Annotated in this window: 11 protein-coding genes and 1 pseudogene; 7 read left to right on the forward strand and 5 right to left on the reverse strand. The window is 31.8% G+C overall.

Annotated features, from left to right (window positions below; translation table 11 throughout):
* Window positions 1-32: 32 nt before the first annotated feature.
* Window positions 33-488, reverse strand: a complete 456-nt coding sequence (tcaR, locus tag KI230_RS11850) for a MarR family transcriptional regulator TcaR (protein ID WP_000238542.1) — start codon at window positions 486-488, stop codon at window positions 33-35.
* A gap of 194 nt (window positions 489-682) precedes the next feature.
* Here tcaR and KI230_RS11855 point away from each other — a divergent pair, with 194 nt between their 5' ends.
* From KI230_RS11855 to KI230_RS11865, 3 genes and pseudogenes are all read left to right on the forward strand, one after another.
* Complete coding sequence (locus KI230_RS11855; RefSeq protein WP_001549718.1) at window positions 683-1651, forward strand: YdcF family protein; 969 nt, start codon at window positions 683-685, stop codon at window positions 1649-1651.
* Window positions 1652-2012: 361 nt separating this feature from the next.
* Window positions 2013-3212, forward strand: coding sequence for an IS110 family RNA-guided transposase (locus KI230_RS11860; protein ID WP_276392259.1), 1200 nt, complete (start codon window positions 2013-2015; stop codon window positions 3210-3212).
* Window positions 3213-3670: 458 nt separating this feature from the next.
* Window positions 3671-4093: pseudogene (locus KI230_RS11865) on the forward strand (transposase); the annotation flags it as partial.
* Between the two features lie 186 nt (window positions 4094-4279).
* On the opposite strand, the gene KI230_RS11870 reads toward KI230_RS11865, so the two are convergent.
* Both KI230_RS11870 and KI230_RS11875 read right to left on the reverse strand, forming a co-directional pair.
* A complete protein-coding gene (locus tag KI230_RS11870; RefSeq protein WP_001229920.1) occupies window positions 4280-4945 on the reverse strand; it encodes an ABC transporter ATP-binding protein in 666 nt (221 codons plus the stop codon).
* On the reverse strand, window positions 4945-6000 hold the full coding sequence (locus tag KI230_RS11875; RefSeq protein ID WP_045176554.1) for an ABC transporter permease: 1056 nt from the start codon (window positions 5998-6000) through the stop codon (window positions 4945-4947). The genes KI230_RS11870 and KI230_RS11875 overlap by 1 nt, the downstream gene beginning before the upstream one ends.
* A gap of 135 nt (window positions 6001-6135) precedes the next feature.
* Between KI230_RS11875 and hssR the strand changes: the two genes are divergently transcribed.
* The 4 genes from hssR (at window position 6136) to KI230_RS11895 (ending at window position 9234) form a co-directional block, all read left to right on the forward strand.
* On the forward strand, window positions 6136-6810 hold the full coding sequence (gene hssR, locus KI230_RS11880; RefSeq protein WP_000249497.1) for a DNA-binding heme response regulator HssR: 675 nt from the start codon (window positions 6136-6138) through the stop codon (window positions 6808-6810).
* A complete protein-coding gene (gene hssS / locus KI230_RS11885) occupies window positions 6803-8176 on the forward strand; it encodes a heme sensor histidine kinase HssS (protein WP_214958275.1) in 1374 nt (457 codons plus the stop codon). Before hssR ends, hssS begins: the two co-directional genes overlap by 8 nt.
* A gap of 162 nt (window positions 8177-8338) precedes the next feature.
* Complete coding sequence (locus tag KI230_RS11890; protein WP_000977032.1) at window positions 8339-8782, forward strand: LytTR family DNA-binding domain-containing protein; 444 nt, start codon at window positions 8339-8341, stop codon at window positions 8780-8782.
* On the forward strand, window positions 8779-9234 hold the full coding sequence (locus tag KI230_RS11895; RefSeq protein WP_000793169.1) for a DUF3021 domain-containing protein: 456 nt from the start codon (window positions 8779-8781) through the stop codon (window positions 9232-9234). Before KI230_RS11890 ends, KI230_RS11895 begins: the two co-directional genes overlap by 4 nt.
* A gap of 65 nt (window positions 9235-9299) precedes the next feature.
* On the opposite strand, the gene mqo is transcribed toward KI230_RS11895, so the two are convergent.
* Together mqo and KI230_RS11905 are read right to left on the reverse strand one after the other, a co-directional pair.
* On the reverse strand, window positions 9300-10778 hold the full coding sequence (gene mqo, locus KI230_RS11900) for a malate dehydrogenase (quinone) (protein WP_000211373.1): 1479 nt from the start codon (window positions 10776-10778) through the stop codon (window positions 9300-9302).
* Between the two features lie 380 nt (window positions 10779-11158).
* Complete coding sequence (locus KI230_RS11905) at window positions 11159-12757, reverse strand: L-lactate permease (RefSeq protein WP_000960854.1); 1599 nt, start codon at window positions 12755-12757, stop codon at window positions 11159-11161.
* Window positions 12758-12959 lie beyond the last annotated feature (202 nt).

Consider the following 12959-nt stretch of genomic DNA (forward strand, 5'->3'; position numbering starts at 1 on the left):
ATTTAGTCTTATATTTGAACACCTTCAAAAACCTATTTATGATTGCTATATGTTTTAATGCGATGATTGATGACTTCTAATACTTGCCTTACATTTTCAATATCTTCAGAATTTAAATCATTAGTAATATCTTGCGCAATATCTGTCATAATCGCATTACGTTCTTTCAAATATGCTCTACCTTTGTCAGTTAAGGTTATGAATTTCAAACGTTGATCAATATTTAAATTTGGTTTATCTAACTTAACTAATTTAGCATCGATTAACTTTTTAATTCGTCGGCTTACTGCGGCCTTATTTACACCTTGTCTTTGCGTGATTTCACTAATTGTCAAAGGTTCTTTATTTAACATACCTAATACGTTAGACTGCTCTAATGAAATTTCATATTCATTTTGTAAATCTTTCAACATTTTTGCAGTTAATGCGTTAACGTTATTTATAAACTGCTCTAAAAATTGAATATGGTCTTGTAAATGTTTTACCATAATTATTTCTCCCTAATTACTATTTTTATAAAGTATCCTCAGCAATCATTGTATCGCACATCTAAAAAACACAAAAATATTGACCCATATATAATATAACAAATTAAGACTTACATGTTGCTGCGTTCTCCTTGCTTTAATAAATTAAATCATCTACATTTATATTTAATATTTATTATAAGCGAGGTGTCAGTATGTTATTGAATTTATTATTAATATTTATACTTATCGTTATTTGTCCGTTAATTTTCAACTATACTCTGACGTTAAATTTAACATGCTACATCTTAGTTGTCATATCGATATTTTTGTCACTCATCTATAGCATCATGACCTATACTTTCCCTTGGTCTATGTTTGTAACATTTATAATAATCAGTATTATCATGCTATTCAAACATAGATATTTATTTTCTCATACTTCTAGTCGCTTATTTATTAAAAAATTATTATCTTTTTCATATAAATTTGTACTCTACACATCAGCACTTCTATTTATAAGTACGATTCAGTCACCTATTGTGAAAGGTTTGTCTATGTGGTTAGCTATATTATGCCTTTCCCTGTTACTAACCTTTATTTGTTATCTCGTTTGGACAGTATCATATAGACATAGATCATACAACAAAGAAGTCGATATCATAATTGTGTTAGGTGCTGGTATTTTTACCGAATTTGTCACACCAATGCTTGCAGCGCGTTTAGACCGTGCACTTGATATCTATCAACAACAAGCATCAGCAACAAAGATCATTGTATCTGGCGGACAAGGACCAGACGAACCAATTTCTGAAGCTTTAGCTATGCAACGTTATTTGATTGCACATGGTGTTGATAAAACAGATATACTAATGGAATCTCACTCTATAAATACATACACAAACTTTTTATATTCTAAACAAATCATCAACAATTTGTATCATGAAGCAGTTAAAATTGTTTGTGTAACAAGTCAGTTTCATGTATTGCGCGCCTTACGACTAGCCCAAAAATTAGGTTTATCTATCGATGGTGTCGGAAGTCATACACCATATCACTTTTTCTTACATGTGCTCATCAAAGATTATCTAGGCGTAATGTATCAGTATAGATTGTTATTAACGTTATATTGTTCAAGTAGTTGGTTTATATGTCTTTACGCCGCTTTTATTTATAATAGTTAATCCACAAACAAACTATTATTATAGGTTGTTTCTAATATTGCGTCAAACTATCTTTAAATATTCGTTAATCCTTGATTAGACAATTGTTATATTGAAAATAAATAAACTAAACATACTAAGATTAGCTATGAAGAAATCTATGACGATAGATTTTTTCATAGCTATTTTTTATAGTTATAGAGAGGAGTAGACTGTGCGTTCTCTTGGGTCTTAAACCCGTATAAAAAACAAGTCAGCTTTACTCTCGCCTTTTGAAATTCGTTTGAAGTATGTTGGGTTCTTGAAACCGTGTAGAGGAAAATGAAATGAGAAAGGTTAAGTAAAGTTCTCACTTCTCAATTTTTTAAAGGAGGCTATATTTATCAATTACTTAGGTGTTGATATTAGTAAAAGAAGTAGTGTCGTAGCTCATTATCATAACGATCAATTTCAAAGAGAATTTACCATTCAAAATAATAAAAATGGTTATAATTATTTATTAAAGTATTTGAATGATTTAGACCACCTACAAATCATTTTTGAATCTACTGGTATTTATTCAAGAGGTATGACTCGATTTTGTCGCATAAATCAAATTAATTATATTGAGATGAACCCGTTAGAAGCTAAATTCAGAACAAGTTCTTTAAGATCATGGAAAACCGATCAAGCTGATGCACATAAACTTGCGCAATTAGCACCTACTTTAAAAGCAATGGAAACCTTACCTATGTATGAATCTATCTTCTTTGAGTTGCGAGAGCGTGCACGTTTTCATCTAGAAATTGAAAATGAACAAAATCGGCTTAAATTTGAAATTGTTGAACAGCTTCATCAAACTTTTCCTGGTTTAGAAAAATTATTTAGTAGTCGATATTCTATCATTGCACTTAACATCGCAGAACGATTTACTCATCCAGATATGGTGAGAAATATGGATATTGATACTCTTATTTCTTATATATTCAATTCGACTGATAAAGGTCTATCTATGAATAAAGCTGAAAATCACGCACACCAATTGGTTAACATTGCTCGGGAAAGCTATCCGAATGTCGATAGACATTCATTTCTTGTAGAAAAAGCACGGTTGTTAATTAGACATTTAAAACAATCTATACAACATCTTAAACAATTAGATGAAGACATGATTCAATTGGCGCAACAACTTGATTGTTTTGAACATATTCATTCAATACCAGGCATTGGAAAACTATCTGCAGCTATGATTATTGGGGAACTTGGAAATATTACGCGATTTAAATCTAATAAACAATTAAATGCATTTGTAGGCATCGATATCAAACGATATCAATCAGGTAGTACGCAAAGTAGAGACACAATTAATAAGCGTGGCAATAAAAAAGCAAGAAGATTACTGTTTTGGGTGGTTATGAATATAATAAGAGGGCAGCATCATTATGACAATCATGTAGTCGATTATTACTATAAGCTAAGAAAACAGCCTCATGAGAAAGCTCACAAGACTGCCGTCATCGCTTGTATTAATCGTCTCTTAAAAACGATTCATTATTTAGTAATGAATCAAAAATTGTACGATTATCAAATGTCCCCACATTAGCCAACCGTACAATCAAATACAGTGTAACACCTTATTCAAAAAAATTAAATTGAACGGGCTAATTTAGTAATGCTTATTTTAAACATTAAGACTTGACTAATCGTAGGAAAGAGTCTGGGACATTAATCCCTAAAAAAAACAGCAGTAAGATAATTTTCAATTAGAAAATATCTTACTGCTGTTCTCTATTTATACAATACTTCGTATTGAATGGCTTCGCTTTGCCCGTCTGGCACATTACTGTAAAATTCTATAAATAGAATTTTTGATGACGGGTCCCTTCCTAGGGTGCCGTCTCAGCCACCCCAACCGGCACATTGTTGTAAGCTGACTATATGTCAGCTTCTGTGTTGGGGCCCTGTCTTCGACTGGCACTGCTCCCTCAGGAGTCTCGCCATTAATACTACGTATTAACATGTAATTTTACTTTTAAATACTTTAAAAAAATAAGACACTTTGGCCAACTTAAGCCAGGATACAATTTACAAATAGCGACAAATTCTCAATTTGTTTTATCCTATGACCTATTTCAAAACCCAACAGATACTAGAACTTTAATTCCATTTTTAACAATGATTCAAAATACCTTCGGTTATTTACCGGAGTATATTGTAGCTGATGCATGTTATGATAGTGAGCAAAACTATATGGCTATTATAGATGATTTTAATAAAACGCCACTTATTACGTATGTCATGTTTATTAAAGATAAAACTAGAAAGTTTAAAAGTGACATTTTTAACACTCAAAATTGGAAATATGACGAACTTAATGATGAATTTATATGTCCTAATAACAAAAGAATAGGTTTTAAAAGATATGCATACCGTAATGATAGATATGGTTTTAAACGTGACTTCAAGCTATATGAATGCAACGAGCTGTACATTATAAAATACATATCAAAAAAGCTGATTTCTATCAAATAATTAATAGAAATCAGCTTTTTACATTGCCTAAGAACTTAATGTCCCAGCCTGTTTTTTGTAAACCCAAATCGTATTCTGTTATCTAACTTTTATACTACTATGTCTTAAATCATTAACATTTAGCGTCTTTACAAGCCACTAATCAGTTATTTTGCCATCTTCTAATTCAATCACTCGATCTGCATATTCAAATAATCTTCGATCGTGTGTAATCATAATACCAATCATTTGTTGTTCTTTAATTTGTTGACGTATCATCTCAACAACTTTTGTTGCTCTATCGGCATCTAAACTTGCTGTGGGCTCATCTGCTAAAATGATTTTCGGATTATTCATAAATGCTCTCATAATCGCAACACGTTGCTTTTCACCGCCAGATAACTGATGCGGATATACATTCAAGCGATCTTCTAAACCAATATTTTTCAAAAGTTGTATTGCTCTTGTTGAACTTTGTTGTTTGGTCATTCCCGCTTCTTGGCCTACGAGTGTCAATTGCTCTATCACTTTTAAATAAGGAACTAAATGTGAAGATTGAAAAATAAAACCAATATCTTCCAATCGCAAATCACTAGGACGATGCTGTTTATCAAACAATGGTGCATCATTGTAAAGCACTGTACCACTCGTTTGACTTAACAATCCGCCTAATATCGTTAGCAATGTTGTTTTCCCAGAACCAGAGGCACCATTTAAAATGACAAATTCCCCTTGTTCCACTTCAAAATTAATACCTTTTAAAACTTTTGTTTCAGACAAACCTTCTCCGAAATTTTTGACGATATCTTTAACGACTAATGCCATTATTCTGCACCTCCAATTGCTTCGATAGGATCCACTTTAAATAATTTGATAAATGATAGTGAGGCACCTAAAATCGCTACTAATATAAATATCCCCACCATTAATAAAATATTTTGCGTTGTTAAGTAAAAAGGCATCGTTACCGGCATCATAAATGATAGTCCTACTATGATGATCACAGCAATACCTACCCCAATTATTGTTAGTGTTAAAATTTGTAAAACTAACGCACTCAATAAATGTCTTGTCTTAATACCAATTGCTTTCAAAATGCCAATTTGTGATATTTTTTGAATCGTCATAACATAGAAAAATGCACTTAGAACGATTGCTGTAATAGCAAACAAACTAACAATCATCATATTTAACGGTGTTTGCTCTGCTTGATAACTCGCAATATTACCTGTTAAATCTTTTTCACTCACAACTTGAACGTCATTTATTTTATTAAGCTCATCACGTTGTTGTTGTGTTAAATTTTTCACTGGATAAAATGCCGTATTAACCTTATTCAATGCATTAAATCCGTTATCGTTCAATAGCACAATGGAACTATGCGCATACATTGTGTCGTTTAAAATACCAGAAACTCTATAACTAGTTGAATTATTTTTAAAATGTAATCTATCCCCGACCCTAATGTTGTCTGCAGCTAACTTACCATTAATAGCGACCTCATGAGCATTTTTAGGATAATCACCTTTTTTAAGTTGTATGCGTTGTTGTTTAACGTCATTCATTGTAATCACATCTTGTTCTTTATTAGATAATTTCAATGTTTGAATATTCATTTTATATGGTTCTTGATGAATTACCTTTTTAATTTGATTCTGTTGCGTATCACTAAGTTGCGATTTCTCAATTTGCGGCTCTTTCATTTTTTGAACAACATATTCATCATTATCAAAGTGTTCAAATAACGAAATATTCTCCCTACCAAGCCCTTGAGCTAAACCACTAATAAATAACACCATAATACTTAATAAAAGAATGATTAATGTGATTAAAATATAACGAAATTTGTAAAACATAATCTCTTTTATCGCTAATTTCATATCGATTCACTTCTCCCTATTTCTTCTTTAGCGTCAGTATAAGGTTGAAATATGAACTCAATATGAACAATTGTTTTTTTACGCAAAAATATTTTACATGTATAATAAATGAAAAAGATAAGGGAGTTTATAGCTATGGTGCAATGTCTTGTTGTCGATGACGATCCTCGAATCCTAAATTATATAGCTAGCCATTTACAAACAGAGCACATTGATGCATATACACAACCAAGTGGTGAAGCTGCATTAAAACTTTTAGAAAAACAGCGTGTCGATATTGCAGTGGTAGATATTATGATGGATGGTATGGACGGCTTTCAATTATGTAATACATTAAAAAATGATTATGATATACCAGTTATTATGTTAACAGCGCGGGATGCACTTAGTGACAAAGAGCGTGCGTTTATAAGCGGTACTGACGATTATGTAACCAAACCCTTTGAGGTTAAGGAACTTATTTTTAGAATTCGTGCGGTATTACGTCGATATAATATCAATTCAAATTCAGAAATGACTATTGGCAACTTAACGCTAAACCAATCCTATTTGGAACTCCAAGTATCTAATAAAACGATGACGTTACCGAACAAGGAATTTCAATTATTATTTATGCTTGCAGCACGTCCTAAGCAAATCTTTACTCGTGAACAAATAATAGAAAAAATTTGGGGCTATGATTATGAAGGAGATGAGCGAACAGTTGACGTTCATATTAAGCGACTACGCCAAAGATTAAAAAAATTAAATGCCACACTTACAATTGAAACAGTAAGAGGACAAGGCTATAAGGTGGAGAATCATGTTTAAAACACTCTATGCTAGAATTGCGATTTATTCCATTACGGTTATTTTATTTAGTGCATTAATAAGTTTTGTATTAACAAATGTTTACTATCATTATAATTTAAAAGCATCTAATGACGCGAAAATCATGAAGACGCTTAAAGAAGCAAGACAATATGAACAATCAGCTAAACCAACGCACATTCAACAATATTTCAAACATTTAGGGCAAATGAATTACCAAATAATGACCGTTGATCAAAAAGGTCATAAGACATTTTATGGGGAGCCATTTAGAGAAGATACTTTATCACAAAATGCTATTAACAACGTATTAAATAATAAAGATTACCATGGTATTAAAGATAAATCATTCGCATTATTCGTAACTGGATTTTTCGACAATGTAACAGATAATACTGTTGGTATTAACTTTAAGACAAAAGACGGTTCAATAGCAGTATTCATGCGTCCAGATATTGGAGAAACATTTAGCGAGTTTAGAACATTCTTAGCCGTCTTGTTAATGTTGTTATTATTTATCTCGATTTCATTAGTTATCGCATCAACCTATTCAATCATTCGTCCAGTAAAAAAGTTAAAGCTAGCGACCGAACGCTTAATTGATGGTGATTTTGAAACACCTATCAAACAAACACGCAAAGATGAAATTGGAACATTACAGTATCACTTTAATAAGATAAGAGAGTCATTGGGACAAGTTGATCAAATGAGGCAGCATTTTGTACAAAATGTATCTCATGAAATCAAAACACCATTAACACATATTCATCATTTATTAAGCGAGTTACAACAAACTTCTGATAAAACATTAAGACAACAATATATAAATGATATTTATACCATTACAACGCAGCTGAGCGGATTAACAACTGAATTGTTACTCTTATCCGAATTAGATAATCACCAACATTTATTATTCGATGATAAGATTCAAGTCAATCAACTCATTAAAGATATCATTCGACATGAACAATTTGCTGCTGATGAAAAGTCGTTAATCATTTTAGCTGACCTAGAATCAATCAATTTCCTAGGAAATCAACGTTTGTTACATCAAGCATTGAGTAATTTATTAATAAATGCTATTAAGTATACAGATGTTGGTGGTGCCATTGACATCGCTTTGCAACATAGTCACAACAATATCATTTTCACAATAAGTAATGATGGTTCACCAATTAGTCCACAAGCTGAAGCACGTTTATTTGAACGTTTTTATAAAGTGAGCAAACATGATAATAGCAATGGTTTAGGTCTTGCAATTACAAAATCCATCATTGAATTGCATCATGGTACAATCCAATTCACACAAAGTAACGAGTATGTAACCACCTTTACTATTACACTGCCAAATAATTCACTTTAATCTCTACCTCCTGAAAAAACATTTCTGTTTTTATTTCAGGAGGTATCTTTTATATTGATTAGCGCTTTCTAGCCACTTAACATTTAATTTCTACCATTCAACAAAATTTAAATATATCGATGGTCATTTATGGTTTAATAATTTTGAAGGAGGCATTAACCTATGATGAAACTCAATTTATTTATCAATGCAAATGAGACGGAATCTTATATTGATATACATGCACCTAAAATGAATGATCACGTTCAAAGTATTATTAATGCAGTCAATGATTTAGACAAATCACATACATTAGTCGGATACATAGACAAAGAAATCCATATCATTAATGTATCAGATGTTATAACATTCCAAGTTATTAATAAAAATGTAACAGCCATTACAAGCAATCAAAAATTCAAACTAAAATTACGACTTTATGAACTAGAAAAACAGTTACCACAACATTTCATTCGCATTTCCAAATCAGAAATCGTCAACAAGTATTACATTGAAAAATTATTATTAGAGCCAAATGGACTTATACGTATGTATCTTAAAGATGCACACTACACCTATTCTTCTAGACGTTATTTAAAATCTATAAAGGAGCGCTTATCAATATGAAAAATTTGAAAAACTCATTATTTATTAGCTTAATCATTGGTTTGTCCCTTTCACTGTTCTTTAGTATGTTATTTGCAGACGGCAAATATTATCCACTGAACCCACAATCAACTATTGGCATATTGTATTATACGCATTTCACAGAAACTACCGTAATGTTGATTTCTATCATTTTATGGTTACTCATAGGCGTCGTCTTTTTCCTTGGAGATTTTATCTTTAAATACACAGATTGGAGCATTACTAAAGCAACTATAATGCATTTCATAACAACGTATGTCGGATTCTTGCCTTTAGCAATGCTTGCCGGTTGGTTTCCACTAACAGTGCATTATCTAATCATATTCACAATTATCTTCATTGTGGTTTATGTATTAATTTGGATAATTCAATTCTTTAAAAATAAGAACTACGTAGACACTATTAACAAGCAACTGAAACAATTAAAATGATTTTTATTAACAACTAAAAAACGGTAATGTCTATCACATTAAAAAAGACATTACCGTTTCGTTTATTATTTAACTTGTAAATACTTAGTTACTTCTTCATTAATTTTGTGATATAAATCCTCATGATCTGTTAAGCGATAACCAAATGACGGCACCATTTCTTTAATCTTTGGTTCCCATCCTTTGAATTCATCACGATAGCATCGCTGTAAAACATCAAACATAATATCTACAGCTGTTGACGCACCAGGTGATGCACCAAGTAATGCAGCTAATGTGCCATCATCTGACGTAATGACTTCAGTACCAAATTGTAAGTTACCTTTAGAATCCTCAGTATCCTTGATTACTTGGACACGTTGCCCTGCTGTAATCACTTCCCAATCTTCATTTTTAGCATTTGGGAAAAAGACTCTTAAATCATCCATTCGCTCATCATTAGATAACATCAATTGTGACACTAAATACTTCGTAAGACTCATTTCTTTGATACCTGCAGATAACATCGTCACGATATTATTTGGTTTAACCGATTTAATTAAATCCATATGTGAACCTGTTTTTAAAAATTTAGGTGAGAAACCTGCAAATGGACCAAATAACAATGAACGCTTGCCGTCTACAAAACGTGTATCTAAGTGCGGCACTGACATTGGTGGCGCACCTACTGCTGCTTTTCCGTACACTTTAGCATGATGACGATCAATCACTTCTTGATTTGTACAGCGCAGGAATAATCCACTTACCGGGAAACCACCAATATGTTTTGATTGTTTAATCCCAGTCTTTTGGAGTAATGGTAAACTCGCACCGCCAGCACCAATAAATACAAAATCAGATTCATATGTTGTCGTTTCATTAGTTTCTAAATCTTTAACTTTAACTAGCCATGCCCCAGATTTCTGTTTCTTGATGTCTAATACATTCTGCTTATATTGAATTCCCACACCACGTTGCTCTAAATTTTCAAATAACTTTACAGTTAACGCACCAAAGTTAACATCTGTACCAGTTTCATCATAAGTTAAAGCAATTGGTTCATCAGACTTACGACCTTCAATCATTAACGGTACCCAAGATTTCATTTCTTCTTCATCTTGCGATAATTTCATTTTTTCGAATAAAACACTTTTCTTTAACGTTGCAACACGACTTTTTATAAAAGCTACATTATCTTCGCCAATGACAAAACTCATGTGTGGCACCGCTTGAATAAAGCGATCTGGGTTATCTAATTGTCCTGTTTTAACTAAATATGCCCAAAACTGTTTTGAAATTTGGTACTGCTCATTTATCTTAATTGCTTTACTACAATCAACTGTGCCATCCTTACCTTCTTTTGTATAGTTCAACTCGCAAAGTGCTGAATGCCCTGTACCGGCATTATTCCATACATTTGAACTCTCTTCGCCAGGTTGTGCTAATTTTTCAAACACTTTAATATTTTTCTCAGGTGATAATTCTTTAAGTAATGTTCCTAATGTTGCACTCATAATACCGCCACCAATTAAGATGACATCTGTTTTGCTATGTTGTGTTGTCATAACAAATACAGTCCCCCTTTTTAAAATGAATAATGGAACGTTCGAGAAATACGACATATTAATACCACTTTGAATCAATAAGTGTCTCAATAGGTTCCCATGGTGATGCTCTATTACTATCTACTATGTATATTAATATTTTATAATAACGAAACTACTTTAATTATATACTTTATGTGCGATAGCACAAAGACAAAACCACAAACCTTAACAGCTATCAACCAATTTAATTTGATTGCTGATTACTCACTATTTATTTTAACATAAAGCGCTACCATTATTATAATGTCAAACTTCTTTCATTAATGATCCATTAAAAAAAGATGAGATGTTAGAAAACATCTCACCCTCTGTATATTTATATTTTGAAATACGTTTTTTTATAATAATGACAAGATGAAAGTCCAAATACAGATGAATATTAGTAAACATACACTGTATTTCAATGTCATTTTTAATAATTCTGATTCCTTACCAACTTGTTTTACTGCTGCAGTTGCAATTGCAATTGATTGTGGTGAAATCAATTTTGCCGCTACACCACCAACTGTATTAGCAGATACAAGAAGTGAACCACTTGTTCCAATTTGTTGTGCAACAGAAGCTTGAATTGGTGCAAATAATGAGTTGTTATTTACAACTGATCCTGTCATAAACACACCTATCCAACCTAAGATTGGTGATAGAACTGGGAAGACATTACCTGCTTTCGCAATACCTTGACCCATTGCTGCACTTAAACCACCATAAGTTGTGATTTTAGAAATTGCTAAGATGAAACAAATTGTAAGAACTGGTAACCACAACTCTTTAAATGTAACGCCGAATAATCTACCAGCATCTTTAAAGTTAACCTTTTTAGACATTAAAATTGTAATAATAATAGTTAATAAAATAGCTGTACCTGTTTGTCCAATAATATTTAAAGTCAATACTAATGGTTTATGTGTAACTTCGCTGATTGTTCCAGGTAAGTTGAATTTAAATACTAATGATGATAAAGCACCATTTGGTAAGAATAAGTTTTTAAAGAATGGCGCACTCCAAATCATTACAATGACTGTTAATACAATGAATGGACTCCATGCATGTAATACTGCTTTTGCAGAATGTGCTTTTGCAGGTTCAATTTCTTCATCTTTATTAACACGATAAATGTGTTTTGGTTGGAATTTTTTAGAAAATACTGCTAATGCTAACATTGTTAATAACGGTGGAATAATATCTGCCAATTCAGGTCCACTGAATACAGTTAATAATCCTTGAGTAAGTGTATATGTGATTGAAACTACTAAAATTGCTGGTAATGTTTCTTTAACACCTCTAAAACCATCAATAATAAAGATAAGTAAGAATGGAATAATGAAATTTATGATTGCCAATGTTAAAGTTGCTGATTGAGAAACACCTAATACTGAAACATCTCCAGGTAATTTCAACGTTTCTACAACACCTACAGGGATACCAATCGCACCAAAAGCACCAGACGCTGCATTTGCGACTAAACATAACATCGCAGCTTTTAATGGATTAAATCCTAATTGTGTTAATAAAAGTGCACAAATTGCAATTGGTACACCAAATCCTGCTGCACCTTCTAAAAATGCGTTGAATGCAAATCCAATAAGTAAAACTTGAATACGTTGGTCTTGTGAAATATTTGTAATACTATCTTGAATTGTTAAAAATTGTCCAGATTCAACAGTAATTTTGTATAACAATACTGCCATCATAACGATATAGCCAATCGGAATGATACCTTGGAAGAAACCTTCGACTACTGCACCAGAAGCGATACCAACTGGCAATTTGAAAAATGGTATTGCAATTAGTAATGTTACAACAAGTGTTGTAATAGCTGCATAAATACCTTTCATTTTAAAAACAGTTAAACATAGTAAAAACAGTACAATCGGTATTGCTGCAATTAAAGACGATAATAATAAATTATCAAATGGGTTAAACGTATTTACTAACATAGGCTGACTCTTCTTTCCATAAAGTAGTAGTGTAATTGCTTCATTAAAATCATGCTCTGGCTATAGCATTTTGTTATCGATAACATTTTACAGAACAGTGAGATTAATGTGATTTTTTTCACAATTAAAATATACCATTTTTTCAGACTATTAACAATATCACTTTCCTATTTAATTGTTTTATTTTTCATTTTAAATCTGT

Origin of the sequence: Staphylococcus sp. MZ3 (genome assembly GCF_018622755.1) — a bacterium.
Taxonomy (GTDB): Bacteria; Bacillota; Bacilli; order Staphylococcales; family Staphylococcaceae; genus Staphylococcus; species Staphylococcus aureus.